This is a genomic window from Mangrovicoccus ximenensis (assembly GCF_003056725.1).
GTDB classification, from domain to species: Bacteria; Pseudomonadota; Alphaproteobacteria; order Rhodobacterales; family Rhodobacteraceae; genus Mangrovicoccus; species Mangrovicoccus ximenensis.
Window position 1 is genome coordinate 365,568 of sequence record NZ_QBKZ01000004.1, and the last position, 25,830, is coordinate 391,397.

The 25,830-nt window shown below is 66.6% G+C and carries 25 protein-coding genes and 3 pseudogenes; 7 read left to right on the forward strand and 21 right to left on the reverse strand.

The features are described 5' to 3' along the window. Window positions 1–127: 127 nt before the first annotated feature. The 4 genes and pseudogenes from xrtE to C7T91_RS10905 form a co-directional block, all read right to left on the reverse strand. Window positions 128–817: pseudogene (xrtE, locus tag C7T91_RS39365) on the reverse strand (exosortase E/protease, VPEID-CTERM system); the annotation flags it as partial. Window positions 818–960: 143 nt separating this feature from the next. Continuing rightward, a pseudogene (locus C7T91_RS39370) lies at window positions 961–1,719 on the reverse strand (carbamoyltransferase N-terminal domain-containing protein); the annotation flags it as partial. Window positions 1,720–1,801: 82 nt separating this feature from the next. Continuing rightward, window positions 1,802–2,779, reverse strand: a pseudogene (locus C7T91_RS10900) (NADH:flavin oxidoreductase/NADH oxidase); the annotation flags it as partial. A gap of 21 nt (window positions 2,780–2,800) precedes the next feature. Then, complete coding sequence (locus C7T91_RS10905) at window positions 2,801–3,163, reverse strand: TSUP family transporter (protein WP_161555849.1); 363 nt, start codon at window positions 3,161–3,163, stop codon at window positions 2,801–2,803. Between C7T91_RS10905 and C7T91_RS10910 the strand changes: the two genes are divergently transcribed. After that, window positions 3,117–3,314 carry a benzoate/H(+) symporter BenE family transporter gene (locus C7T91_RS10910; protein ID WP_108259399.1) on the forward strand — a complete coding sequence of 66 codons (198 nt, stop codon included), beginning with the start codon at window positions 3,117–3,119 and terminating at the stop codon, window positions 3,312–3,314. The genes C7T91_RS10905 and C7T91_RS10910 overlap by 47 nt on opposite strands. Here C7T91_RS10910 and C7T91_RS10915 read toward each other — a convergent pair. Next, on the reverse strand, window positions 3,303–4,196 hold the full coding sequence (locus C7T91_RS10915) for a DMT family transporter (RefSeq protein WP_108259245.1): 894 nt from the start codon (window positions 4,194–4,196) through the stop codon (window positions 3,303–3,305). The genes C7T91_RS10910 and C7T91_RS10915 overlap by 12 nt on opposite strands. Before the next feature lie 75 nt (window positions 4,197–4,271). Continuing rightward, window positions 4,272–5,177: an oxygen-dependent tRNA uridine(34) hydroxylase TrhO gene (trhO, locus tag C7T91_RS10920; protein ID WP_108259246.1), complete on the reverse strand. Its 906-nt coding sequence runs from the start codon at window positions 5,175–5,177 to the stop codon at window positions 4,272–4,274. A 108-nt stretch (window positions 5,178–5,285) separates the two neighbouring features. Here trhO and C7T91_RS10925 point away from each other — a divergent pair, with 108 nt between their 5' ends. Further along, complete coding sequence (locus C7T91_RS10925; RefSeq protein WP_330848837.1) at window positions 5,286–5,921, forward strand: aminopeptidase N C-terminal domain-containing protein; 636 nt, start codon at window positions 5,286–5,288, stop codon at window positions 5,919–5,921. Window positions 5,922–7,426: 1,505 nt separating this feature from the next. Here C7T91_RS10925 and C7T91_RS10930 read toward each other — a convergent pair. Further along, entirely contained in the window at window positions 7,427–7,714 is a 288-nt protein-coding gene (locus tag C7T91_RS10930; RefSeq protein ID WP_108259247.1) for a hypothetical protein, read from the reverse strand. Between the two features lie 189 nt (window positions 7,715–7,903). On the opposite strand from C7T91_RS10930, the gene C7T91_RS10935 reads away from it, so the two are divergent. Continuing rightward, the gene (locus tag C7T91_RS10935) at window positions 7,904–8,107 is read left to right on the forward strand and encodes a hypothetical protein (RefSeq protein ID WP_108259248.1); all 204 of its coding nucleotides are present in this window, start codon (window positions 7,904–7,906) and stop codon (window positions 8,105–8,107) included. A 3-nt stretch (window positions 8,108–8,110) separates the two neighbouring features. Here the strand turns inward: C7T91_RS10935 and C7T91_RS10940 are convergent, their stop codons facing one another. The 4 genes from C7T91_RS10940 to C7T91_RS10955 all read right to left on the reverse strand — a co-directional run bounded on the left by C7T91_RS10940 (window position 8,111) and on the right by C7T91_RS10955 (window position 10,808). Continuing rightward, entirely contained in the window at window positions 8,111–8,710 is a 600-nt protein-coding gene (locus C7T91_RS10940) for an ABC transporter ATP-binding protein (protein WP_108259249.1), read from the reverse strand. Beyond that, complete coding sequence (locus tag C7T91_RS10945) at window positions 8,707–9,453, reverse strand: ABC transporter permease (protein ID WP_108259250.1); 747 nt, start codon at window positions 9,451–9,453, stop codon at window positions 8,707–8,709. Before C7T91_RS10945 ends, C7T91_RS10940 begins: the two co-directional genes overlap by 4 nt. Window positions 9,454–9,463: 10 nt before the next feature. Further along, the gene (locus C7T91_RS10950; protein ID WP_108259251.1) at window positions 9,464–10,435 is read right to left on the reverse strand and encodes an ABC transporter substrate-binding protein; all 972 of its coding nucleotides are present in this window, start codon (window positions 10,433–10,435) and stop codon (window positions 9,464–9,466) included. Between the two features lie 112 nt (window positions 10,436–10,547). Next, the gene (locus C7T91_RS10955; RefSeq protein WP_108259252.1) at window positions 10,548–10,808 is read right to left on the reverse strand and encodes a PepSY domain-containing protein; all 261 of its coding nucleotides are present in this window, start codon (window positions 10,806–10,808) and stop codon (window positions 10,548–10,550) included. Here C7T91_RS10955 and C7T91_RS35400 point away from each other — a divergent pair. Beyond that, on the forward strand, window positions 10,763–12,022 hold the full coding sequence (locus C7T91_RS35400; RefSeq protein WP_145962848.1) for an HAD-IC family P-type ATPase: 1,260 nt from the start codon (window positions 10,763–10,765) through the stop codon (window positions 12,020–12,022). The genes C7T91_RS10955 and C7T91_RS35400 overlap by 46 nt on opposite strands. Window positions 12,023–12,132: 110 nt before the next feature. Here C7T91_RS35400 and C7T91_RS10970 read toward each other — a convergent pair whose 3' ends face one another. After that, entirely contained in the window at window positions 12,133–12,846 is a 714-nt protein-coding gene (locus tag C7T91_RS10970; RefSeq protein WP_236638161.1) for an MFS transporter, read from the reverse strand. Between the two features lie 66 nt (window positions 12,847–12,912). Next, entirely contained in the window at window positions 12,913–13,599 is a 687-nt protein-coding gene (locus C7T91_RS35405; protein WP_236638162.1) for a nucleoside hydrolase, read from the reverse strand. Here C7T91_RS35405 and C7T91_RS10980 point away from each other — a divergent pair. The 3 genes from C7T91_RS10980 (at window position 13,562) to C7T91_RS10990 (ending at window position 17,046) form a co-directional block, all read left to right on the forward strand. Continuing rightward, window positions 13,562–13,924: an SDR family NAD(P)-dependent oxidoreductase gene (locus C7T91_RS10980; RefSeq protein WP_236638163.1), complete on the forward strand. Its 363-nt coding sequence runs from the start codon at window positions 13,562–13,564 to the stop codon at window positions 13,922–13,924. The genes C7T91_RS35405 and C7T91_RS10980 overlap by 38 nt on opposite strands. Further along, a complete protein-coding gene (locus C7T91_RS10985) occupies window positions 13,924–15,882 on the forward strand; it encodes an FAD-dependent oxidoreductase (protein WP_145962850.1) in 1,959 nt (652 codons plus the stop codon). Before C7T91_RS10980 ends, C7T91_RS10985 begins: the two co-directional genes overlap by 1 nt. Before the next feature lie 123 nt (window positions 15,883–16,005). Continuing rightward, window positions 16,006–17,046, forward strand: coding sequence for an oxidoreductase (locus tag C7T91_RS10990; protein ID WP_108259256.1), 1,041 nt, complete (start codon window positions 16,006–16,008; stop codon window positions 17,044–17,046). Window positions 17,047–17,111: 65 nt separating this feature from the next. On the opposite strand, the gene C7T91_RS10995 is transcribed toward C7T91_RS10990, so the two are convergent. The 8 genes from C7T91_RS10995 to C7T91_RS11030 form a co-directional block, all read right to left on the reverse strand. After that, window positions 17,112–17,984 carry an alpha/beta hydrolase gene (locus C7T91_RS10995; RefSeq protein WP_108259257.1) on the reverse strand — a complete coding sequence of 291 codons (873 nt, stop codon included), beginning with the start codon at window positions 17,982–17,984 and terminating at the stop codon, window positions 17,112–17,114. Window positions 17,985–18,015: 31 nt separating this feature from the next. After that, on the reverse strand, window positions 18,016–18,753 hold the full coding sequence (locus C7T91_RS11000) for a glutamine amidotransferase-related protein (RefSeq protein WP_108259258.1): 738 nt from the start codon (window positions 18,751–18,753) through the stop codon (window positions 18,016–18,018). 37 nt (window positions 18,754–18,790) lie between these two features. Beyond that, window positions 18,791–19,711 carry an alpha/beta hydrolase gene (locus tag C7T91_RS11005; protein ID WP_108259259.1) on the reverse strand — a complete coding sequence of 307 codons (921 nt, stop codon included), beginning with the start codon at window positions 19,709–19,711 and terminating at the stop codon, window positions 18,791–18,793. 93 nt (window positions 19,712–19,804) lie between these two features. Then, the gene (locus tag C7T91_RS11010; RefSeq protein ID WP_201742062.1) at window positions 19,805–20,863 is read right to left on the reverse strand and encodes a PDR/VanB family oxidoreductase; all 1,059 of its coding nucleotides are present in this window, start codon (window positions 20,861–20,863) and stop codon (window positions 19,805–19,807) included. Between the two features lies 1 nt (window position 20,864). Continuing rightward, window positions 20,865–21,506 carry an aromatic-ring-hydroxylating dioxygenase subunit beta gene (locus C7T91_RS11015; protein ID WP_108259260.1) on the reverse strand — a complete coding sequence of 214 codons (642 nt, stop codon included), beginning with the start codon at window positions 21,504–21,506 and terminating at the stop codon, window positions 20,865–20,867. Further along, entirely contained in the window at window positions 21,503–22,804 is a 1,302-nt protein-coding gene (locus C7T91_RS11020; protein WP_108259261.1) for an aromatic ring-hydroxylating oxygenase subunit alpha, read from the reverse strand. Before C7T91_RS11020 ends, C7T91_RS11015 begins: the two co-directional genes overlap by 4 nt. Before the next feature lie 114 nt (window positions 22,805–22,918). Beyond that, a complete protein-coding gene (locus C7T91_RS11025; protein ID WP_201742063.1) occupies window positions 22,919–24,472 on the reverse strand; it encodes a glutamine synthetase family protein in 1,554 nt (517 codons plus the stop codon). A 257-nt stretch (window positions 24,473–24,729) separates the two neighbouring features. After that, the gene (locus C7T91_RS11030) at window positions 24,730–25,614 is read right to left on the reverse strand and encodes a MurR/RpiR family transcriptional regulator (RefSeq protein ID WP_269101106.1); all 885 of its coding nucleotides are present in this window, start codon (window positions 25,612–25,614) and stop codon (window positions 24,730–24,732) included. Between the last annotated feature and the right edge of the window lie 216 nt (window positions 25,615–25,830).

Consider the following 25,830-nt stretch of genomic DNA (forward strand, 5'->3'; position numbering starts at 1 on the left):
GATCGGCGAGCCGGGCCTGCCGGGCGTCGGCCCGGCCGTGGCCAATGCGGCGGCGGCCCTGACCGGCCAGCGCTTCCGCCGCGGGCGCGGTCACGATCCAGAGCCCGCCGACCGCCAGCCCGGCGGCGAGCGAGACCGGATCGGCCCGCCACTCCAGCGCCAGCAGCGGCCTCCGGCAGAGGAAAAGGACCCCGGCAATCAGCGCGGCGCGCCATGGATAATGCAGGCCGGGCAGCTCGGCGATGGCGGTGAAAAGGCTGGCCGAGGCCATGAAGACCGCGAAGGGCAGAATCATCGCCACCGCGGGATCGTCGAAGAAGGCGGGCTTGGCGCGGCGGCGCGCGCCCGGCTCCCTCTGCAGCCAGGGCACGCAATGCGCCGCCATCGCGATGGCGAGGGACAGCCCAAGGAAGGCCAGCAGCCCGGCCTGGCTGTGGAAGCCGTTGACGGCAAGCTCGGGCGAGACATGGCGCCCGAGCATCACCAGCACGGCGATCCGGACGATGTTCAGCAGCCAGCTGCAGGCGATCGCCACCGGCAGGAGCAGCCAGGCGCGGCGCAGGATAAGGGTGTCGCGGAACAGCCAGAGATAGAACAGCGTGAAGACCGTGATGATCGCGAAGCCTTCGACGCCGGAACAGGGCGCGCCGACCGCGACGCCGAAATCGTCGATCCAGATTTCCTTGTGCGCCACGTCCTCGGTGACGTTCTGCCCCAGGAGCCCGAGCAGACCGACGACGCCGTCGAAGGTGATCCGGGTGATCGCCTCGATCTTCCAGACCGGCTGAAGCAGGACGGCGAGATCGGGCAGCAGCATGCCGAGCAGCGTGGCGAGCCCCAGCGGCAGCAGCGCGCCGCGAAGCACCCCGGCGTCGATCGCGCGGACCTCCAGGGCGGCCGCGAAAAACCCGATGCCCCCGGCCGGTCGAGCGTGCCGTGCCAATAGGCCAGCGCTGCGCCGAGCGCCGCGCCCGCATCCCCGGCCGCAGGCTGCACCCAGAGCCGGTCGATCAGTCCCTCGGCCAGGATCTTGCCGTTCGCCACCGAATTCAGCGCCACGCCGCCGGCCATGCAGAGATTGCGCATGCCGGTCTCGGCCACCGCGTTGCGCACCATGCGGCGCAGGATCTCCTCGGTCACCGCCTGCAGCGAGGCGGCCATGTCCATGTGGAAAGCCTCCAGCGGCTCGCCTGGCAGGCGGCGCGGTCGGCCGAACAGCGTTTCCATCCGCTCGGTGATCATGCTCTGCCCGGCCGCGAAGCCGAAATAGCCCATGTCGAGCCGGAAGGAGCCGTCGGGCTTCAGGTCGAGCAGGTGCTCGAACATGGTCTGCGCATGGACCGGCCGGCCATAGGGGGCGAGCCCCATCACCTTGTACTCGCCCGACAGCACCTTGAAGCCCAGATATTGCGTGAGCGCGCTGTAGAACAGCCCCGGCGAATGCGGAAAGCGCTGTTCCTTCAGCACTTCGACGGCATTGCCGCTGCCTGCCGCCATCGCGGCGCAGGTCCATTCGCCGACCCCGTCCAGCGTCAGGATGGCGGCCTCCCCGAAGGGCGAGGGGTAGAAGGCCGACGCCGCATGGCTCTGGTGATGGGCGGCGAAGGCCAGCGGCACGGCGGCGAGCTCCGGCGCGATGCGGCCGAGCTCCCGTCGGATCAGCGCGCCGGTGAAGAGCTTTCCCCCGAGCCAGCCGGGCATCGCCGCGCGGAACGACCAGAAGCCGCCGGGCGCATGGCGCCTCCGCCGGCCAGTAGGGCGTGCGCAGCACCTCGCGGCCGAGCGCGATCAGGTCGGCCTGCCCGGCAGAGAGCACCGCCTCCGCCTGTTCCGGCGTCAGGATGATGCCGACCGCTTGGGTGGCGATGCCGGCGCGGGCGCGCACCTCGGCGGCAAAGGGCACCTGGAATCCCAGACCGCGCGGGATGTTCGAGCCGCGGGTCTCTTCGGTCAGCCCGCCGGAGGAGCAGTCGATCACATCGACGCCGACGCCCTTCAGCGCGCGGGCGAGCGTCACGGTGTCGTCCATGTCCCAGCCCTGCCCCGAGCCGTCGAGGCAGGAGAGCCGGGCGAACAGCGGCTTCTCCTCCGGCCAGGCGGCGCGGACGGCCTCCGCGGTCTCGACGGCGAAACGCATGCGGTTTTCCGGCGATCCGCCATAGCGGTCGGCCCGACGGTTCGACAGCGGCGACAGGAAGCTCGCCAGCAGGTAGCCATGGCCGAAATGCAGTTCGACCACATCCGCCCCCGCGCGGTCGGCGCGGCGCGCGGCGGCCACGAAGGCGTCGCGGATCGCCTCGATATCCGCGACGGTCAATTCCTCGGGCTCCGACCACTCGCCGCTGGCGGCGATCGGGCTGGGGCCGACCCGGCGCCAGTCGAGGCCGGTGGCGTCGAGCATTTCGGGGCTGAGTGCGCGGCCGCCCTCCCAGAGCGGCTCGGAAAATGCCTTGCGCCCGGCATGGGCGAGCTGGATGCCGAAGGCCGCGCCCTGAGACCGGGCGAAGGCCGCCAACCGCGCGAGGCCCGGCACGTGCTCGTCCGACCAGATGCCAAGATCGGCGATGCCGACCCGGCTGTCCGAGGTGACGGCGGTGCTTTCGGTCAGGACAAGCCCGGCACCGCCCATCGCGAACTTGCCGTAATGCACGACATGCCAGTCCTGCACCGCGCCCTCGACGGCGGAGTGCTGGCACATCGGCGAAACCACCATGCGGTTTCTCAGGGTCAGGCCGCGGAGCGGGAACGGCTGCAGCAGCCTGGGGGTCGGGTCGGTCATGGGGTCCTCCGGTCCGGGGGCTCAGCCCGTCAGGGCGTCGGCGATCAGCTTCAGGCCGACCAGCCCCATCAGGATCTGGATGATGTCGTAGAAAAGTTTCTGCGGGATGCGCCGCACCAGCGAGACGCCCGCCAGCGTCGCCGCCACCGCGACCGGCGCCAGGAGCGCCGAGGCCACCAGGCTCTCGCGGTTGACCTGGCCGAGCGCCAGGAAGGCCGGGAGCTTCAGCCAGTTGACGGTCGCGAAGAACACGGTGCTGGTGCCGATGAAGGCGTCGCGGGCGAGGCGCTGCGGCAGCAGGTAGATCTGCACCGGTGGCGCGCCGGCATTGGCGATCATGCTGGTGAAGCCCGCCGCCGCGCCCGCGATGCTGGCGCTGGTCACCGCCCTCGGCGACGAGGAGCACCGAACGGCGGCGGTCGTGACCTTCGTCACCACCGCCTCGGGGCTCAGCCTGTTCGGCATCGGCGCGGCCTTCTGGGGGATGTTGGCGGGCGGCGTCCTGCTTCTGGCCGAGCGCGCCTCACGCGGCTGAGCGGCGCGGGCGGGCGAGCTGCACGCAGAGGATGCCTCCCGCCACGACCAGAACGCCGCCCAGATCCCACAGCGACAGCTCCTCGCCCAGAAGCGCGGCGGCGATGGCGACGCCGAAGACCGGGTTGAGGAAATGGTAGGTCGCGGCCTTCACGGCGCCGATGCGCTGGACCAGCGTGAACCACACGAAGGTGGCGATGATCCCCGGCACCAGGGTGGTATAGGCCAGCGCGCCGGCAAGCCGCGGCGTCCATGTGACATCCCAGCTCTCGGTCAGGCCGCCCGCGACGGCGAGCGCGGCGGCGCCGACCCACATCTGCAGCCCGACGATCATCAGGAGGTTGCCGCCCGAGGAAGCGCCGCGCATCACCAGCGTCGCGACGGCCAGCGCCAGAACGCCCAAGCCGCAGAGCGCCAGTCCGGCCAGATCCGCGCCGCCCGAAATGCGGTGCCCGAGGATCAGCGCCACGCCCGCAAGTCCTGCGGCCAGCCCGATCCAGCCCAGAAGCGGCGGGCGCTGGCCGAGGAAGGCCCAGCCCAGGAGCGCGACCAACAGCGGCATGGTCGAGGCGGTGATCGTCGCCACGGACGCGGGCACGGTCTGCATCGCGATGAAATAGAGCCCGAGATAGAGCGCGTTCTGGCAGATGCCGAAGACGGCGGTCATCGCCCATTGCTGCCGGGTCAGCCGGATGGTCTGGCCGATCGCCGCCGCGATCGCCACGGCGATGGCTCCGGAAATGGCGAAGCGCAGCGCCAGCGACAGCAACGGCGGCGCCTCGGCGACGATGATCCGCGCCGAGGTGAAGGCCGAGGACCACATGAAGGAAAAGGCCACGCCCATGGCGACGGCCAGCAGATCGAAACGCGGTGAGCTTGTCATGCCCCCGCTCTAGCAGGTCGCAGGGATCCGTCCAGTGCGGCGGATGGGGCCAGCGGCGCCTGGCGCTAGGTCCAGTCAACGCGGGCCGAGATGGTCCTCGCCGCGCGCCCTGGCCAGGCCGATCTGCTTCTGCCGCTCGCGGAACCGCGCCTTGTCCTCGTCCGTGGTCTCGGCAAAGCAGTGGTGGCAGCTGACGCCGTGCTCGTATTCCGGGCGCTCGCGGTCCTCGGGCAGGATCGGGCGGCGGCAGGCATGGCACAGGACATGCGGGCCTTCCTTCAGCCCGTGCCTGACCGAGACGCGGCCATCGAAGACGAAGCAGTCGCCGCGCCAGAGGCTGTCTTCCTCCGGGACGTCCTCGAGGTATTTCAGGATGCCGCCCTTGAGGTGGTAGACCTCCTGCTCGCCCAGCCCCATCAGGTAGTTGGTCGATTTCTCGCAGCGGATGCCGCCGGTGCAGAACATCGCGATCCGCTTGTTGTGGAAGCGCTCCTTGTTGGCCTCCCACCAGGCGGGGAAGTCGCGGAAGCTTTCCGTTTCCGGGTCGACCGCGCCCTCGAAGGTGCCGATGGCGACCTCGTAGTCGTTGCGCGTGTCGATCACCGCCACGTCCGGCGCGGAAATCAGCGCATTCCACTCGGCGGGCTCGACGTAATGGCCCACGGCGGCGCGGGGATCGACCTGGGGCTGGCCCATGGTGACGATCTCGCGCTTCAGCCGGACCTTCATCCGCGGGAACGGCGCCTCGGCGGCGGTGCTTTCCTTCCACACCAGATCGGCGCAGCCGGGCAGGGCGCGGATATGCGCCAGCACCTTGTCGATGCCCTCGCGCGGGCCGGCGATGGTGCCGTTGATGCCTTCCTGCGCGAGCAAGAGCGTGCCTTTCACGCCATTCGCGCAGCAGATCTCGGCCAGCGGCCCCTTGATCGCGGCGGGGTCGGGAAAGGGGGTGAAATGATAGAGCGCGGCAACGGTGAACATGGGCATTCCGATACGCCTACGCAGGGGGCCGGGCAAGGGGGCAGCGCCTCCCGGATGGTCCGATCCTTGCGCGTATCGCCGCGCGGCCGCCGCCTGCCCGTGGCCGGAATGGACGCCGCGGCCGAAACCGGGCGGCGCGGGGCGGGATGGTCCCCGGACGCCGCCTCGGCGGGCCAGCGCGCCCTCGCGGGGGCGGCCCTGTCGCTGCTGACCCTGGTCGATGGCGGGGGCCGGGCCCGGACGCAATACGGGGCCGCCGACAACATGACCGAGCAGCTCGGCGCCCTGTCCGCATTGGTGGCGATCGGGGAGGGCGAAGACGAGCTGGCCCGATTTTACGGCCAATGGAAGGCGGACCGGCTGGTTCTCGACAAGTGGTTCGGCCTGCAGGCCGGGCTCGCGCCGCCCGAAACGGCGGTCGAAACGGCCAAGGCCCTGACGCAGCATCCGGATTTCACCTGGAAGACGCCGAACCGGTTCCGTGCGGTGATCGGCGGCTTTGCCGGCAACCCGGCCGGGTTCCACGATCCGTCGGGCGCGGGCTATGCGCTGGTCGCCGACTGGCTGATCAGGCTCGACCCGGTGAACCCGCAGACCACCGCACGGATGAGCACCGCCTTCGAAACCTGGCGCCGCTACGACGACAACCGGCGGGCGCTGATGCGCGAGGCGCTCGAACGCATCCTCGCCGCCAAGGGGCTCAGCCGCGACACGACCGAGATGGTCAGCCGGATCCTCGGGTGATCCGCGCGGGGCTCCTCTGCCTGGCGGCGCTTGGCGGCTGCGGCGGCCTCACCGAGCTGGGCGACGCCCCGTCCCGCCGGCAGGCTGCCCGGCGGCATCCATCCGCGCCGTGATCCGCGTTGCCAGGCCGCCGCAGTGAGTCCGGCGGCGCTCCTGCTGGCTTCCGCCTGTGGAGGAGGCGCCTGCCGGTGCAGCCGCAGGCCTGCGGGCAACCGGCCCCGGCTGTCTTCTGCGCAAATCGGCTGACGGCCGCAGGTGCCCTCTCCCGGACACACCAATTCCAGGGCCGCGGTGACCGGAATGCCGGGTGCCGTGAAGCGGTTGAGGAATGAGCGGCAAGCGCCACTGGCCCGAGCGCAGCCGCGAATGGCACGGGTCCGGACCTCGGCATCCTGGCGGCCGAAGGTGAGGCCTTGCACCGCCATCGGTCCAAGGCCGATGCCGAACGGACTTGCGCTGCTGGCCACGCGAGATCGCGCAGGCCATTCACCCGCCGGGAAAAGGTCCCCCTCGACTTTTTGCGGTCCAGCCGATGTCCGCGCCCAAATCCGGCGGTGATGCCCGCTCCGGTTCCGCCGCAAGGTCCGGACGAAGCGCGTCGATTCCCGCAGGATCTCGTTTCGCGCCCGGCCCCGCCCGTGTCCGGCTTCCATGGCCTTGCGTTCCGGCGCAGCGGACGCCGGGAGGGACGGCAAGAGCACCGGCGGAGCTTTTGTCCGGCGAACCGCTGCGGCGGCGCGGACAGCACGGGCGCCCTGGCAGACCCGCGTGTCGCAGGCGCCGCCAGCGGGGCCCGGAAAGATGGCGCATCCGCTGGCACCGCGCCGGTCTCCGTGGCGATCTCCTCGACCGCAGGGACCTGGGGGCAGCCTTCGCCGGCAGTGTCGGAGGTAAGCGTGATCGGGCGGATTTCCGGCGTTGCCCGTCACGTCCAAGGCGGATCCTGCTCATGGGCGGGCACGCGGCGGGGACGTTCGAGCCGCCTTGCCGACGGCTGTGCCGTGCTGCGCCCATTGGCGGCCCCACTCGGGTCACGGTCGCTCCGCAGCCTTCGCCCGCGGTCTTGATGCCGGTGCTGTCCGCTGTCCGGAAGGGGATGAGCAGGGGAAGCGCGCTTTGCGCGGCGATGCGGGATGGTGACGCCGGGGCTTTCCGGGGGGCGTGAAAGGGTGGAACGGCCAGGCACGGAGCAGCCGGGCCGGGGCGGCTCGGGCAGGCTTGCCGCCAAACCGTCCCGCTGCAGCGACGGATCGCGCCAGATGGTCAGCGCGCCTCGCTGCTTCGGCGCCCGATTGCAGGAGCGCCGGTTGGCGGTCTTTCCCGCCGTCCTCGGAGGTCTGCCCATGCCACCCGGCTGCTGCATAGGCGTCACGAGGTGCCCTCCCTGATCTCCTGTGTGCGGCAAGGCCATATGCGCGGCACATTGCCGGGCGCGCCCCGGCGGCCGCGGTTCCGGCGCTCCGGGGGACAGTCGACGGCCCCCAGGATCGCCGGTCCGGCCGCGATCATGTCAGGCGGGCTGTCCTGTCCAGCGCGCAGGCCCGCACCGCGCGGTCCTCGGGGCCCAAGCCGGTCTGCACCGCTTCGGTCGCCACGACCAGATAGCGCGCCGCCTCGGTCGAGAGCACCGAATAGCGGTCGATGCGCCGTTCCGCCGCCTCCAGCGCCTGCATCCGTGCCGAGACCTCGCCCAGGCCGCCGACCAATAGCGCCGCGGACAGCACCGCTGCCGTCCCGAGGGCGGCCGCCGTCAGCCCGAGGCGCAGCGTCAGCGAGGCCCCCAGATAGCTCACCTATGCTGTCCCTTCCCGAGCGGATTCCGCTACGTTAACCCTGTTTATTGTGCAGGTGCAGCATTTTTGCGCCCGAAACTTGGGCAGGGGTACTGACATACCTGCCATGCAGCGCCATTCCCTTCCTGCGTGCAACGCTTCTTTCATACTAAACCTATCCGATGGTCTGAGTTGACGCGAGCCTCCCCTATGATCGAACTCCTCTTCGTAGCCTGCCTGAACGCGACACCCGGTGTCTGCGAGGAACGCAGCCTGCTGTTCACCGACATTTCCCCCATGACCTGCATGATGGGCGCCCAGCCCGAGTTGGCGAAATGGACCGAGAGCCATGGAAAATGGCATGTCGAGAAATGGTCCTGCCGGATCATGCAGACCGCCGAGCGCGACGCCTGAGCCTCACGGCTCCGCGCCGAGCCGGGCGGGCGAGCCGCCGAGCCAGAGCATCCGGTCGGCCAGCCGCTCCGCCTCCGCCCGCGCATGGGTGACCAAGAGCGTCGCTGGGCGCGCGCGCGCAATCAGGCTTTCGGTCAGCGACAGCATGGTTTCGGCCAGCTCGGCATCGAGCGAGACGAAGGGCTCGTCCAGCACCAGGAATTCCGGCCGCCCGGCAAAGGCGCGGGCCAGCGCCAGCCGCCGCTGCTGGCCGAGCGACAGCTGGCCGGGAAAGAACCCGCCCTTCCCGTCCAGTCCGACCTGCGCCAGCATCTCCTCCGCCGCGGCGCGCTCCAGATCGGGATGGACCAGCGTCAGGTTCTGCAGCGCCGACCGCCAGGGCAGCAGCGTCGGCTCCTGGAACACCATCGCAACCCGCTCGGGCCGGACCACCCTGCCCTCGAACCGCGTGTCGAGCCCGGCGACGATCCGCAGGAGGGTCGACTTGCCGACGCCCGAAGGCCCCAGGATGGCAAGCGTCTCGCCGCCAGCGATCCGGAAGGAGAGCGGCCCCAGCACCTGCAGCGCGCCATAGCGCTTGGCCTCGAGATCGACCTCGATCATGCCGACCGCCAGCGGCGCGCATGCCGTTCCCAGGGCTGCAGCACCAGCCATTCCACCGCCAGCATGACGCCGACGAAGCTGAGCGCGTAGATCAGCACCCGCGCCACGTCGAAAAGCTGGAAATACAGGTGGATCTGGAAGCCGATCCCGTTCGAGCGGCCGAGGAATTCCACGACCAGCACGATCTTCCAGATCACCGCCACGCCCGAGCGCGCCGCCGCCGAGAGATAGGGCGCGAGCTGCGGCAGCAGCACATGGCGCAGCCGGGTGCGGAACGGCATCCGGTAGACCGTCGCCATCGCGTCGAGATCGGCGGAGAAGCTGCGCACGCCCTCGCGGATCACCGTGGTCACGTTCGGCACCTTGTTCAGCGTCACCGCCGCGATGGCGGCGGTCTCGGTCAGCCCGATCCAGAGATAGCACAGCACGATCAGCACAAGCGCCGGCAGGTTCAGGAACACCACCAGCCAGGGATCGAGCCAGCGGTTCACCGCCTCCGACCGCCCCATGGCGAAGCCCAGCACCGTGCCGATCGACATCGCCAGCGCGAAGGCCCAGGCCACCCGGACCAGCGTGTGGCCGAGATGGAAGGGCAGCTTGCCGCTGGCGATCTCGGCCCAGCCCGGGCCGATCAGCGACCAGGGCTGCGGCAGGACCGTCGGGTCCGAGGTGAGCGCGGCGGCCACGACCCAGAGGCCGAGAAGCCCCAGGAGGGAGGCCGCCGTAACCGGGAAACGTGCCAAGCGGTCCGCCTTACTCCACCTGCGCGAAGAGACCGGCAGGCAGCGTCACCGCCTCGCCCACCAGTTCGGCGCCGCCGAGCTCGGCCATCAGCGACAGCAGCCGGTCTGCCGCGGCCTCGTCGACCGGGCCGGGCTGCGGAATGCCCGCCCGGAAATCCTCGCGCAGCTGGACGAACTGGGCGTCGGTCCTGGCGTTCATCATCGGGCGGATCGCCTCCCAGGCGGCATCGTCCGACGCCAGCAGATCCTTGGCCTCGCGCGACGCGGCATAGAGCGCCCCGGCCAGGCCGGGATGCTCGGCAAGGAAGCTTTCCTTCATCACGTAGCCCAGGAGCGGCGTGTTCGGGTCGAGCCCGAGCGTCGCCGCCGCGTCCTGCACCGAGACCAGCTGGCGCATGCCCGAAGCCTTCATCTTGGCGAGGAAATGCCAGAAATTGATCGCGCCGTCGAGCTCGCCCGAAATGGCGGTCTTCATGATCAGCGGAGGCGCGCCATAGACCTGCTCGGTCTGCGCGGCGAGATCCATGCCGTATTCCGACTTGGCGAAGGCGCGCAGGATCAGCCAGCTCTTGTCCAGCGGCCCGCCGGCGATGCCGATCTTGAGCCCGTCGAGATCGGCGAGCGTCCTGGCCGGGCTGTCCTCGGGCACCACCAGCCCGCCGACCGCGGTCGAATAGGGAATGACCACGTAATCCTTGCCGGCGGCGCGCTGGCGGGCCACCCAGATCCAGTCGGCCACGAACATGTCGGCCTCGCCTCCCTCGGTCGCGACCCGGGTCGCGTCGTTCGAGGCATAGGGCTGCAGCACCAGCTCGAAGCCATGCGCCTTGTCGAAGCCCCTGTCGATGATCGTGTTCAGCTCCCAGTTCACCGTGCCGATTTCCAGCGTCGCCGCGCGGATCTGGGGCAGGTCGTCAGCAAAGGCCGGGATGGAAGTCGCGGCAAGCAGGGCAGCAGCGCCCAGCATCCTGAAAAAGCTCATGTCTGTCCTCCCTTCGGACCGGCCCCTCCCCGGGCCGGATCGCAGTCCTTCCCTGACTCGCGCATCCCCCGCCCCGTTGCAATAGGACCAAGGCGGGGGGCTGCGGGCGCCGTCACTCGGCGCGGCGGCTGACCTCGTTGAAGTCCATGTCGAGCAGGATGTCGAATTGCTGGCCGCCTTCGCAAATCACGTCGTCGAGGTCATAGCCCTCGTCCTCGGCCTCGATGTCGTCGGGGTCCATCTGGCAGTTCATCGCGGCGAGCTTCTCCATGATGGCGTTGACGGTCTCCTCGGGCAGGCCGCCGCCATGGCTCATGGCGAAGGCAGGTGCGGCCAGCGCCACGAGCGCGGCGGACAGGATCAGGGATTTCATCGCGGGTCTCCTCACTGGATCTCGCGCCGCTTGGCTTCGCCCGCCGCGAGGCGCTGCTGCCGGTGCCGGACCAGAGCTTCGACGGCTACCGGCTGCTGCAGGAATATTTCGCGCTGCCGCAGCGCTACCGCTTTGCCGAACTCTCGGGGCTGGCCCCGGCGCTGGCCCGCGCCGACGGGGCGGCGGTCGATCTCTATGTCCTCTTGCGCCACGGCAATCCGGCCGCCGAGGGCACGCTGTCGCCGGAGAGCTTCGCGCTGCACTGCACGCCGGCGGTGAACCTCTTCGAGCGGCGCTGCGACCGGGTGCAGCTGACCCGCGCCGATGTCGAGCAGCATGTCGTGGTCGACCGCACCGCGCCGATGGATCACGAGGTCTACGCGATCACCTCGGTGCGCGGCTACAGCGGCGAGGGCGAGGCGGATACCGAATTCCGGCCGTTCTTCGCCGCGGGAGAATTCACGCCGCTCGGCGCCGGCGGCACGGCCTATTACACCCAGCGGCGGCGGATGCGGCAGCGCAGCCAGAAGGAGAAGCTGCAGGGCGCGCGGTCCTCCTATCTGGGGGCCGAAATCTACCTCGACCTCGTCGATGCCGCCGCGGCGCCCTGGCCGGCCAACCTGGCGCAGCTTGCGGTGCGGGCGCTGGTGACGAACCGCGACCTGCCGCTGCTGCTGGCGACCGGGGGCAGCGACATCTTCCAGCTGACCGATGGCGGGCCGGTGGCGCGGATCGAGACCGCCGAGGCGACGGCCAGGGCGGTGGCCCGCGAGCTCGGCATCGACGAGGTCCATGCCGGGGTCAGCCCGGAGGACAAGCACGCCCTGGTCGACCGGCTGAAGGCCGAGGGCCTGTTGGTCGCGATGGCCGGGGACGGGGTGAACGACGCGCCGGCGCTGGCTGCGGCGGATGTCGGCATCGCCATGGGCACCGGCGCGGATGTCGCGATGGAAAGCGCGGGCATCACGCTGGTCAAGGGCGATCTCGGCGGCATCCTGCGGGCACGCAGGCTGGCCGAGGCCGCGATGGCAAACATCCGCCAGAACCTGTTCTTCGCCTTCGTCTACAACTCGGCGGGCGTGCCGCTGGCGGCTGGCCTGCTCTATCCGCTCTTCGGCGTGCTGCTGTCTCCGGTGGTGGCGGCGGCGGCGATGAGCCTGTCCTCGGTTTCGGTGATCGGCAACGCCTTGCGGCTGCGTGCAGCCAAGCTGTGACCGGGCCTCAACCCGGGAGGGCATGCCGGGACTGTGATCCGGCATGCCGCGCGGAAGGGCGCATGACGGTACCATGGCCCGGCTCGTGCTCCGCCTTCGCGGCGTGTCGGTCACCGTCCTGTGGACCGCGCTGCCTTCCGGGCAGGCGCATGCGGCGGGCATGGCGGCGGTCTGCTGCGATCCGCCGCCCGCGATGCAGGATCAGGCCTCACCGGGCGGGGCCGCTGCATCATGGGCCGGCTCGCATGTCCCACTGCCTCCCGGGCGCCCGCCGCGGTCTCGGCGGCGATGCGCAGCGACATGACCGACACGAAGAGCGCGATCCCGGCGGCGCCCGCCACCTGCTGCACCGTGCCCAGCACCGCCGAGCCGTGGGAATAGAGCTCCTGCGGCAGCGCGCCCATCGCCGAGGTGAAGAGCGGGGTGAAGAGCAGCGCGAGGCCGATGCTCAGCAGGACATGGCTCAGGAGCACCGCCCAGACCGGGCTGGCCACGCCGAGCGCGGCCATCGCCCAGAGCCCGGCACAGAGGAAGACCGATCCCGGGATCACCAGCCGCCTTGCGCCGATCCGGTCATAGGCCCGCCCGATCGGCGGCGCCAGCAGCCCCATCAGCAGGCCGCCGGGCAGCAGCAGGAGGCCGGCCTCGACCGGCTCCATGCCCAGCACCTGCTGCATGTAGATCGGCAGCAGGATGATCATCCCGAAGAGCGCGACCATGCAGAAGGCCATCATCACCACCGAGACCGAGAACACCTTGGCGCGGAAGGTGCGCAGGTCGAGCAGCGCGCGCCCCTGCGGTCCGAGACGCAGCTGGCGCCGCACGAAGGCCGCCAGCGCCGCCGCGCCGATCCCTCGACGGCGCGGGCGCGCAGGGCAGGATCGTTCAGGTCAGCGGGAAAGGCCATGCGGGGCCTCCTTTCGCAGCGCGTCGAGACAGGGACGCGCGAGGTCTTCGAGGGGCGCCGTGGCGAGGCGCGTGCGGCTTTGCGGGTCCTCGGTGAAGCGGGTGGCGCCATAGGTCCCGTCCCCGGCGGTGGAGACCGCCATGGCGCGGGACGCGAAGGCGAAGGCCTCCGGACGGAGCATGGCCAGCGCGGCCACCGGGTCGTAGATCGCCATGCCGGGACGGCCGCGCGAGAGCCCGATATCGAGATAGCCACCCAGGAGGTCGGCGGTCAGCGGATCGGTTTCGGGCAGGTCGGCGGGGCCGAACACCGCCTGGCGGCAGATCATCAGGTCGATCACGTCGAGCGGCAGGCCTGCCTCCGCGACGATCGCGGCGGCTTCGGGATCGGCCAGCGCGTTAAATTCGGCCAGGGGCGAATGGTTGCCCGGCCCGTCGCTGCCGCCCATCCAGACCAGCCGGGTGATCCGCGCGGCAGCCTCCGGATGCGCCTGCACCAGCTGCGCGATGTTGGTCAGCGGTCCTAGCGCCAGGAGGTTGCGCGGCCCGTCCTGCATCAGCCAGCCGGCCAGCGCCGCCACGGCATCGGCAGGCGGCGGCGGCGCGTCGCTCTGCGGCAGGTGGCCGCCGTTCGTGCTGACCCGCGCGGCGCTGCCGCATCTCTGCGCCACCGGCGCGGGGCGGGTCGTCACCGTCGCCTCGATGTCGGGCAAGCGCGTGCTCGGGGTCAATGCCGGCTACCAGGTGACCAAGCATGCCGCCGTGGCGCTGTCGAATGCCGCGCGGCGGACGGGCTGGGACCACGGGCTGCGCGGCACCGCCCTCTGCCCGGCTTTCGTCGCCACCGACATGACCGTGAAGCATGGCGAGATTGACCGTGCCGAGATCACCCAGCCGGAGGATCTTGCAAAGCTCGTCGCGCATGTCATCCAGCTGCCGAACTCCGCCGCGGTGGCGGAGCTCATGGTCAACTGGCGTTACGAACCGGGGTATTGATGCATCCTCAACTTGATATCGTCGCGCCTTCGCCGGAGTTTCCGGCGGAGGCCGACACGGTGGTTATCGGCGGCGGCATTGCCGGCGTCACGGCGGCGCTGGAGCTGGCCGAACGCGGCCAGCGCGTGGCGCTGGTCGAAAAGGGCGAGATCGCCGCCGAGCAGTCCTGCCGCAACTGGGGCTGGGTGCGCTGCTCGGGCCGCGACCGCGCGGAGTTTCCGCTCGGCGTGCTGTCGCTGTCGCTCTGGGACCAGATGGCGCAGCGCACCGGACGCGAGACCGGCTTCCGCCGCACCGGCGTGGTCTACACCGCCTACAACAAGCGCGAATTGCGCGTGCTGGAGCAGAGCCTCGCCAATTGCCGCGACCACGGCATCAACGTGCGCTGGATGTCGCCGTCCGAATTCGCCGAGTTCATGCCGCAGCATGCGCCGCCGGTGCTGGGCGCGCTCCACACCCCCGATGACGGCCGTGCGGAGCCGTCGATTGCCGTGCCTGCCATGGCGCGGGCCGCGCAGGACCGCGGCGTCGCGCTCCTGACCCGCTATATCAATGCAATGGGTCTTGTTCAGGTCGAACTAAGTCGTGATGCGCAGGTCAACTCAAGTGGGCTGCCGGGGGGCTTTTCGTCATGTATCTCTTTCCGAGATATATGCTATCCAATAAATTCGCTTCATGTATTTGATGAATTTCACCAGATCGTCAGGTCAATCAAGGAACTGACCCAGATGACTTATGTCTCAAACATGACGGACACCTCTTCCCCTGTAAATCGGGAGCTAGCGCCTCCGCTCTTGGCGGGCCGTGCCACCCTTAGCATGCTGCTCGTGGTATTCGTGGCTGTGAACCTCCGCCCTCTGCTCACCAGCGTCGCGCCCCTCGTGCCGGACATTCAGAAAGACCTGTCGCTGTCTAGCTTCTGGATAAGTGTTCTGGTCACTATTCCCGTGATCTGCCTCGGAGTTTTTGGACCCCTCGCTGCTGTGCTGAACCACCGTATGGCTCTGGAATCGGCAATTTTGTTAGCACTCTGCACTGCCTTTATTGGTGCAGTTTTGAGGTCTTTTGGCATCGTTCCGCTCTATGTCGGAACGATTTTTATCGGCGGAAGCATGTCGATCCTGAGCATCCTTACCCCAGTTTTGATCCGGCGGGATTTCCCTGGAAGCGTCGGGATGATGATGGGGGTCTTCGCCATGGTACTCGGCCTCGGGGCAGCGGTCTCGGCGGCATCTGCTGTTCCGATCCGGAATATTCTGGGCGGCTGGCAGTCGAGCCTGCTGGTATGGGTCATACCTGTGGTCATTGCCGCTTTCGTCGCGTTGGCAATGCTGCGCCTGCGTGAGGATGAGGAGCACGCACAGATGGCCCGGAGGGTATCGATCATGCATGATCCGATTTCTTGGCAGCTGGCCATCTTCTTCGCTCTGATCGCCTCTTCGGCTTACGCAGTCATCAGCTGGGGTCCCAGCATGCTTGCTGACCGGGGACTTGATCCCAAGAGCAGCGGTTTTCTCATGTCGCTGTTTTTTTTGGCCCAGATGCCGAGCGGTTTTCTCACACCGGTCTTCGCAGGTCGGATGCGTGATCAGCGGCTTCTCACATCTCTCATGGTCCTGCTGTCGACCTTCGGCTTGATCGCGTTCCTCTTCGCGCCGACTTGGTCGCTTGCAGGGGTTGCGGTGATCGTCGGAATTGGTCAGGGCGGGGGCTTTGCAATGGCGCTGACACTGATCGTGCTGCGCTCCGGATCGCAGCATGTTGCGGCGCGGCTTTCGAGCGTGGTCCAGAGTGTGGGCTATGTCGGTGGCGGCTTCGTTGGGCCCTTCGCCGTCGGCTTGCTGCATGACCTTACAGGGGACTGGGCGATCATTGCCTGGTTCTACGCGGCCGTTGGCGTGGTGTCCTTGGCCTTTGGCTATGGCGCCAGCCGCAACAGGCTGATTTCTGAAGGCTGAGCCTCCCCCCTTATGCCGCAAAGTGCGGCTTATCTGAAATTAAGAAGGATAACGGATGTCTGTGCTGTTTTCACGCTACGAACTGAAGGGTGTCAGCCTTCGCAACCGGATTGCGGTGGCGCGATGTGCCAATATCAGGCCGTGGAAGGCAATGTGTCTGATTGGCATTTGGCCCACTATACGGCGCTGGCGCGTGGTGGCGCGGGGCTCGTCATTGTTGAGGCGACTGCAGTTTCGCCCGAGGGCCGCATTACGCCGGGTTGCACCGGCCTGTGGGAGGACGCCCATATCGAGGGCATGGCCCGCATTGCAGCAGCCATCCGGGCGGCGGGTGCCATTCCAGGCATCCAGATTGGCCATGCTGGACGCAAGGGTAGCGCCAATCTGCCGTGGGAAGGCGATGATCACATCTCGCAGGACGATCCGCGCGGATGGCAGACGATCGCGCCGTCCGCCGAGGCGTTCGGCGGTGCGCTGTCAAAAATTCCGCGCGAGATGGAATTGTCGGATATTGCTCGTGTCCAAGGAGACTTCGCGGCAGCTGCGCGGCGCGCATATGCGGCAGGGTTCGAGTGGATCGAGTTGCATTTCGCGCACGGGTTCCTCGCGTCCAGTTTCGGGTCATCCTATTCCAATCACCGATCGGATGGTTATGGCGGGGATCAGGCAGGCAGGCACCGTTTCATGATTGAAACGCTGGCGGCGGTACGGGAGGCTTGGCCGGAGCGCTTGCCTCTGACCGCTCGCATTGGGCTGATGGAGTTCGACGGGCATGATGAAGGCAGGTGGGCCGAGACAGTTGATCTCGTACGTCAGCTGAAGTCGGGCGGGCTAGATTTGCTGAGTGCCAGCATGGGGTTCTCCGCGCCAGTCGGGCAGGTGCCTTGGGGGCCGGGTTTCCTGCTGTCGGCAGCCGCGCGAATCCGGCGCGACGCCGGGATCGCAGTCGGCTCGGCGTGGCTTCTGGATGCGCCGAACGATGCTGAAAGAGCAGTTTCGGAAGACCACATAGACATTGTAATGATGGCGCGCGCGCTTCTGGCCAACCCGCATTATCCATATCAGCTTGCCACGGCACTTGGTGTCCCGGATCCAGCGTGGATCTTGCCAGCGCCCTATGCGCATTGGCTGGCCCGGTATCGGGCGCATGGTGGAGGGCTCTGAGCGGACGTGCCCGCTCCTAGATGTAAGACATCCCTTGTCGGCGGAGAGACCGACAAGGGCTTTGCTCAGGCAGCGCTACGCTCCAGAAGGTCTTGCACTGCGCGGGTCATGACGCCGTCCTTGTCAGCGAAACCGTCCAGCACGTCGAAATGGTTCGCGTCCTCCAGCGTAAAGCTTGAGACGCTATTGCCCACGGCCTGCCAAGCCTTCTCGAAGGCCTGACTGCTAGAGATGAGGCCCTCGGGCTCATCTGTGCCCCAGGCAAGGGTCAGGGGCGTTTGAAGCGTCCGCAGGTTGCGGATCGGACTCTGCCAGCGAACAGCATCCGCCGTGAGGCGCAGGTAGGGTTGCAGGAAGGAGCGCGAGATCGGTTCCATGTCATAGATCCCCGAAATGCCGAAAGCGCCTTTGACCACATCTTCAGGCAGGCCGTAGCGGTCCCAGTCGGTAAGTGTTGCCATGGTTGTCAGATGCGCGCCGGCGGAATGGCCAGCGACGATGATGCGGTCGCGGTCGCCGCCAAAACCGTCCGCGTTGCGCCATGTCCAAGAGATGGCAGCTCGCACCTGACGCACCATTTCCTCGATGCTTACATGCGGGCATAGGTCATAAGTCACGTTCACCACAGCCATACCTGCGGCGACCGGCCCTGGGGCGACAAGAGAGAAGACGGAGGCATCGAGCGACTTCCACGCCCCCCCGTGAATGAACACAAGGATTGGAGCCGGGTCACTCGCCTGAGCAGCGTAGACTTCGAGCGTTTCCATCCGTGTCGGACCATAGGGCACGTCAAGACGCGGTTTGAGCAAGTTTCGGGCCGCGGCACTGTCCGCCATATATCGGCTTGCATAGGCCATGAAGTCGGGCACGGCCCCTTCGACATCATAGGCCCGGTCGAGCGTTTCCTGATCCGGGTAACCGGCGTAGAGCGTAGTCATGTTGGTTTCCTTGATCTTTGGGCGCAGGTGGTCAGCTGGCCATAGCGACTTTATTCTTCAAAACACGCGTGATTGCTTGACCTACGATGTCACCATCCAGCGGAAGATTGAGCGAGGATTTTGCCTTCCGGATGACGTCTTCCGGGGCAATGCCTTCGCGCAACTCACACAGTGCATGGGCATATTCAGGCTCGAACTCAGGATGCGGCTGGAAGGTCAGGGTTGTGCCATTGTCGTAGAGCAAGCCCGCATAGGGTGCGAAATCAGATGACAGGAGCGTGCTTGCGTTTTCTGGTTTTTCGAGGACCTGATCTTGGTGCGAACATGAGATCGCCAAGCATTTTTGCTGAAATAGCCCGTTGCCGGGGCGCACGTCATAGACATGACGTCCCAGTCCCCAGCCTTGATCCGCCTTTCGCACCTCGCCGCCGAAGGCCCGAGCAATGATCTGGTGGCCGAAACAGACGCCCACCATGGGAATGTGGCGGGCGTAGACCGCGCGGATCAGGTCCTCCAGGTCGGCCTTCCAGGAGATCTCCTCGTAGGCGCCATGGGAGGACCCGGTGATGAGGAGACTCTCGATGTCGTCCGGTTCCGGCAGGCTTTCGCCCTCGATGACACGGACCACCTTGAAGATTACCGAAGGGTCCTGGCGCCGGATCATCGCCTGGAACATCCCCGGCAGCGAGCCGAATCGGTCGCGGAGGGTTTCCGGCACTAGACCGACCTCGAGGATCGTGACGGTCACCGGCTGTTTGTTGCTTGTCATCACTTGCCCAATCTTGCGATATCCATTGCGCACCGGATCATGTGTGCATCATTGTCAGGGATGCCTGCGCGACCTTGGTGCCGGAGCTGTTCAGGGCCTCAGGAACCTCGAAATGGTTCGCTCGCAGCTCGATCCGGCCGGAAAGCCGACCCATGCCCGCAAGCGCATTCGCGAAGTCGATCGACTGGCGCTGGAATTCCGGGCTTTCGTTCGCGCCGTAGACCACGAGGATGTCGCAGGCGACTAGGTCGAGATGCCGGATCGGGCTGAGGTCCGCAGTCTCGCGCGGAGTAAGGCTCAGGTAGTCGCGCCGCGAGGACAGCATGACTGGGTGCAGGTCGAACATTCCGCTGAGCAGGACGCCGCCCTTGATCAGATCTGCGGGCAGACCCTGCGCGGCCCAGTCCGTTGTGAGCAGCACCCCGGCCAGATGCCCGCCCGACGAATGACCGGACACGAAGATCCGGTTCTGGTCGCCGCCGAAGCGCGCGATGTTGGCGAAGATCCATGCCATCGCCCGGCGGCACTGCATGGCCATGCCCGGCAGGCGGATGTCGGGAATGTTGTCGAAGTTGAGCGCGATGTAGATGCAGCCGTTCTCGACGAAGGTGGGGGCTGGATGCGCGGCTTCCGCGCTACTGAGCAGGCGCCAGGTGCCGCCATGGACGAAGACCATCACCGGCAGGCCGTTTGCATCGGCCGGGGTGAAAATGTCTAGCGTCTCTGCCGCGCCGGGGCCGTAGCTTTCGGTCCGGGGCGGGTACTTGCGCCGGACTTCGGCGCTGACGGTAGTGTAGCGGTCGATGACCTCGGGGGCGTTCGGAGCCCAAGCGCTCTGGTCATAGGCTTCGTTCAGTCCGTCCTGGTCGAAGTCCAAGAAGATCGCTTCGCCCGCGCGGGCCGCTGCGGAACTCAGCAGAAGCCCCAGCACTGAAACGGAGAATGCACGGCGGTTCATGTGATTGCCCCTTTTCGGGAGTCAGTTCGGGGTGACGCGTCCGGATGGACGCATCACGGGGATGGCGGCGGCAACCGCCGGGCAGGCCAAGCGCTACAAATCCAGCACGAGCTTGCGTGAGCAGGACCGTCCGACGCAAATCATCATCGTGGCGCCTTCGGCCTTTTCTTCGTCCGACAGGACGGTGTCGCGATGGTCGGGCCTCCCCGCCAGAACCGCGGTCTCGCAAGTGCCGCAATAGCCATCGGAACAGTTGAAGCTCAGCCCCTGGCGGTGCTTGCGGGCTTCGCCGAGGATCGACTGGCCGGGTCCGACCTCGAAGGTGACGCCGGTCCTGGCCATCTCCACCTCGAAGGGCGCATCGGGATCGATCTCTTCGTCCGTACCCTGCTGCTCCTGCGGCGAAAGCTGCACTGGCGGCTCTGCAGGCTTCGCCAGATCCGGCCGGCCAAAGCGCTCCATGTGGAACGCGCGGCCGCTTGCCAGGGCTGCCTTCTCGGCTGCCTGCAGCAGACGCTCCGGACCGCAGCAATAGACCGCGGCGCCGGGACTGGTGGTTCCGAGCATGTCTTCGAGCGCCAGGCGCGCATCGCAGTCTGCCGCATAGACCGAAACCGAACCGGTGCCGCTTGCCTCCAGCTCTCGGAGCGTTTCGACAAAAGGCATTCCAGTCAGCCGCCGCCCGCAATAGTGGAGCATCCAGGGCCTGCCCGCTTCGGCCAGCACGCGGATCATCGGCAGCAGCGGGGTGATCCCGATGCCGCCGGCGATGAAAACGTGCTCGGACGCGTCGGCGAGGGCGAACTGGTTGCGCGGAGCAATTGCTGCGAGCTCCCTGCCGACAAGCTGGGTCGCGTGGATTTCACGCGAGGCGCCGCGGCCTGCGTCTTCGCGCAGGACGGCAATTTCATAGCCCTTCAGGTCCGACGGGTTGCCGCAGAGCGAATAAGACCGCGTTAGCCCGCTCGGCAGGGTGATGTCCAGATGCGCCCCCGGCGTCCAAGGGGCGAGCGACGACCCGTCGGGGGACTCGAGCCTAAGCCCGAGCACCCCCTCGGCTAGTTCAGTGCAGGACTTCACCCGAAGCCGCAGCATGCCGATTGCCGCAGCGTCCTCAGACTGGTTCCGGTCCTTCATGTTCTTGGCAGCCATCTCAGATCAGATAGGTCAGATTGTGGTGCCCGCGCTGCCCGTCGAGCAGCGACACGAGCTTGCGGTCGATTTTCCAGCGCCCGTCTTCCTGCTTGAAGACATGCCCCATCCAGCCGCTCAGGGTCTGGACCGGATTGGACGATCGCATCTCCTGCAGCAGGAATTGCGAGCGGATCTTGACCTCGTTAGGCCGCCCGGTCGGGACGCGGACGAAGCCGGTCGACATGTGGAGCGTATAGGAGGGCGGCAGCTGGCTATAGGCGACGCCGGTGCGCAGCCACACGATCCGGTCTCCCATGCGGCGGCGGTCGTCGAAGGCGATGGTGACATGGCTCTGGGGATCGAATTGCGGGTTGCCGGGCAGGTCATGCGCCGCGGGGATCCAGTAGCTGCATTCGCGCGTGTAGAGCTGGTACCACTGCTCGAAATTGCGCCGGTCCAGAAGCCAGTTCTCGTGCAGGATCAGCGCTTCGTGCGCCTGACGTTCCGCCTCCGTCAGCGGCGTGCCGATGCCGCTCCATTCCGCCATGTCCGCGCGCAGGAGCGCGTAATAGGCGTCGTTGACATAGGTCGAGGTCTTCGAGTCGCCCAAGATGTCGTCGACGGTGAACCCGGGATCGAAATAGTCGTTGAGGTCCTTCATTTCGCCTCCAGCTTTGTCGTGGCGTTCATCCGGATCAGCCATTCCTTCCAGAAGGCGCGGATCCCCAGTTCATCGGTGGGAAGCCCGGCAAGATCGCCGTTCCCGTCGACATATTCGGTGCCGGTATCCATGTGACGGCTGGTGACGACCCATTCCATTTCCGGGATCGACAGGCCGGCCTGGCACTCTTCGAAATTGGCAAGATCGTCCGGCTCCCCGAAGGAGGGAAAATCCTCCTGCAGCCGCATCCGCAGCGCGTTGACCTCTGGTGGAAGATCGTCGGCCTCGATCGAGGTCGAGTACCAGATCAGATCGGTGCTATCGACGGTACGCGGCTGGATCACCTGGAGTTGGTTGCCGATGATAAGAAGATTGGGGAAGATGTTGAGGTTCATCCCCGAGCCCATCACCACGTCGAGCGCTGGCTCGGCGCGCTCGCCCAGCCGCTCGCGCAGCGTGGCTGCATAGCTGTCTTCGCCCGGCATCGGGGCAGACTGGTACCAGTAGCGTTCGATCTCGGGGCGCTGGTCGAGGAAAGTGTTGCCGTTGCCCAGATCGTAAAGCCGTTGCAGCCCGTCATCGACGTTGCCCAGCACCCATTGCATGTCCACGCCACCGCCGTAGCGGTCCTTTCGCATCCGCAGAAGCGACGCATGCGAATAGCCGGGATGGTAGCCATCGTGGGAATTGTCGCTGACCAGCTTCCAGTTGCCGTTGCACATCAGCCGGTGCTGGCCGTTGCGCACGGATATCTTGCCGCCGGGCCAGCGGTCCATCCATTCGTCAAGACGGCGCGCCGCAGTGCCGAGATGGGTTTCGAGATCGGGCAGCTCATGGTTCAGCGTGCCGAAGATGAAGCCGCGATAGACTTCCACGCGGATCTTTCCGAGCCCGAGCCTGGACTTGTCGAAATTCGGTCCATAGCCTTCCTCGATCGGAACGCCGACCAGATCGCCGCTATTGGTAAAGGACCAGTTGTGATAGGGGCAGGTGAAGCGGCGCGTCGAACCGGCGTCATCACGGCAGACGGTCGCGCCGCGATGGGGGCAACGGTTGAGCAGGCCGTGGACCTTGCCGTCGCGGTCACGGGAGACGATGATCGGTCTCAGCCCGAGGGTCCGGCGAACAAAGTCATTGGCCTTGGGAAGCTCGCTTTCATGCGCGAGATAAGTCCAGGTGCCGCCGTAAATCCTGTTCATTTCCTCGCGGAATATGGCTTCGTCGGTGTAAAGCGTCCTGTGGACGCGGTCTGTCTCGATCAGGTCGTCATAGATCGGGGGTTCGCTGAAATCGCGCATGTGCCCTCCGGCAGAAAATCATGTCTTTGGGTGCCGCCGTGCAGGATCGCTGCGGCAGGTTCTGTCTTGATGCGCGGGGGAGCGATGCGCCCGCGCGGCGTCAGGGGGTGAGGATCAGTAGCGGGTAAAGTACTCGCGGTGTTCCCAGGCGGTGACCGCCTCGGGTGTCTCCGACCAGTTCGGGACGGCTGCCTCGAAACGGCTGAGCTCGAAGCGCTTCATGCCGACCAGCCAGTTGACGAAGCCCTCGCCGAAGGTGTCCCGGAAGAAGGCCGACTTCTCGAGAGCATCGACTGCTTCCGGCAGGTTCTTGGGCAGCAGCGGGCGGTGCGCCGCCGCATAGGGTTCAGCCTCGAGCTCGCCCGGCTCGATCTTGTTGCGGATGCCGTCCAGTCCGCTGGCAATTTGCGACCCGATGTAGAGATAGGGGTTCGCTGCAGGTTCGCCGACGCGGTTCTCGACATGGGTCGCGGGATCGCCCGGAGCGCCCTGCACGCGGATCATCGCCGCGCGGTTGTCATAGCCCCAGGTGGAGCGGTCCGGCGCGAGCGAATTGGGCTTGCGGCGCTTGTAGCCGTTGACTGTCGGGGTGGTGAAGACCGAGGCATCGACAGCATGCTTCAGGAGGCCGCCGACGAAATGCCTGCCGATGTCGGACAGCAGACCGCCCTCGTGATTGACGAAGACATTCCGGCCTTCGGCATCTGTCATGCTCTGATGCAGGTGCCAGCCGGAGGCGGCGAAGTTCGGCAATCCCGGCAGCGCCATGAAGGTCGCATGATATCCCATCCGCGCGCAGACCTGCTTCACCATCGACCGGAACAGCGTGAGCGTGTCCGCGGCTTCCAGGCCAGACTGGATGTCGAAGGTGAATTCGAGCTGGCCCGGTCCCATTTCGTCTTCCATCGTGCGCAGCGGCAGCCCCAGCGCGGTACAGTGATCGGCGAGCGTATCGAGCAGCTCGGCAATCGCGTCGTGATGCTCTTCTGCCTGATAGGCAAAACCGCGCCAGACCGCCTCGACAGTCGGCGGAGTCGGCGGAACGCCCATTGCGCCCATATGTTCGGCGCCGAGATTCTGGTCGATGACGCGCGTCACGTAGAACTCGACCTCGAGGCCAGCCACGAAGTCGTATCCCTCGTCCTTGAGCGCGCTTTCGGCAGCCTTAAGCTTGTGGCGGGCGTCGAAGGGCATCGGGCGGCCGTCGTTGAAATACATGTCGCCCAGAATCCACCCGGTGCGGTCGCACCACGGCAGCACCTTGAAGGTTTCGGGGTCCGGCACCAAGATGACATCGGGAAATCCGGCCATTTCGGTGAAGCCGACGCCGCCATCTGAGGTGAATGGATTGTAGGCGATGCCTTCCGCGCTGTCGAGATTGTACTGGGCAGACGTGAAATCGAGCCCGTTCTTCATCACCGAGCGGAAGGTCTTCGGCATCAAGGTCTTGCCGCGCACCTTTCCCTGCGGATCGGAGACAGCCACGCGGATCGTCCGCAGATTCAGGCTTTCGACCTGCTTCATGACCTCTTCTGCTGCAGCAATTTGCTTTTCGTTCCAAAGGCCATGGGTTTTGATGAAGCCGAGATCGGCTACAATCGGAGTTTGCTGATTCATCTCGTTGAGCTTCCGCTTATGGTATCCAAGCTTATGTTTGTTTCTTTTCATGAAAATTGGATCATGAAAAAAATTAGATGAAAGATGAGCCTTCAGACTGGTCCGGTTACGTGAATTGGGCGAAAAGAGGGCAAAATTTTCGGCGTATGCGCATCAGGTGTGCGATTTGCTCAGAATTCGCTGTCGGCAGCCTGGTGCGACGGGTCGAAATGTAGATTCCTTTTCATCGCGGAACGAGCATTGGTCGGCACACGACCGATGCCCCCCCGCGAGGTCCTGCCGACGGACAGGCCGCGGATCCCGCAACCTTAGCCCTTCCTGGAGCCGCTGCCTGCTTCCTGCGCGATCTGCAGCTCTTCGAACGCGGCGAGCCTGTCCCTTGCATCGCTGCCGCGGATGCGGGCCACCTCGGAAATAAGCATGTCATTGACCGCCATGGCGCAGACCATCGAGTCGAAGGGCTCCAGCCCGCGCGAACTTGCTGTCAGGAGCGCATCCGCCGTCGAGGATAGCGGCGACAGATACTGGTCCGTGACGAGGATCAGGAAAGCCCCGCGCTTCGCCGCCGCCTTGCCCCAGTCGATGGAGGTCGCCTGATAGCGGCGGAAGTCGTAGACTACGGCCACGCTGTCGGCATCAAGCTCGACGAGGGCGGACATCCGCGGCCCCGACTGATCCGGGCAGATCGACACCCTGGGTCGCAGCATCGCGAGATAGGCCCCGAGATGGCTCGCCAGGACATGCGAATAGCGCCCGCCGAGCAGCGTGATCGGGCGGGAGGCATCTGCCAGCTTTTCGACTGCCGCCTCGACATCGCCGGGGGCCATGTTCTGGAAGGTGGAGGTGATCGCTTGCACATAGCGGGCCTTTGCCAATGCCGGGCCATCGGCGACCGAGGTCTCCTCGGACGGATAGATGTCCACCGGCGAGAACATCTGGGTCTGGACTTCCTGCCGCAACGCGTTCTGGAACTCGGCGAAGCCGCTGTAGCCGAGCTTGGTGACCAAGCGCGTTACGGTCGGAGCGCTTACCTTCGACTTCGCGGCGATCTGGACGATCGGCACAAGGCCAGACACGGGGTAGTTCGACATCAGCTCCCCGGTCACGGATCGTTCCGCAGCCGTCATGTTCTCGCGGGCAGCACGCAGGCGCTCGGCGACCGTCTGAAGGTTTGAATAGCGATAATCAGCCAAATGCCTGTCTAGTCCTGAAACATCTCCGGCAGACGGGAGTGTCGGCCTGCATGGTTGTTTATCGAGGTTATGCCGCTGGCCTGCAAGTTGGCACCTTTAGTGCTGTCAAGGGGCTTTCAGTGTTTCGAGGTGAAGCTCTCGGGGGCGAAACCACTTCATTCAGCCCTTCAGGGCATGCTTGAATAGCCCTGAGTTTCCTAGACGCCCTCGCGTGGT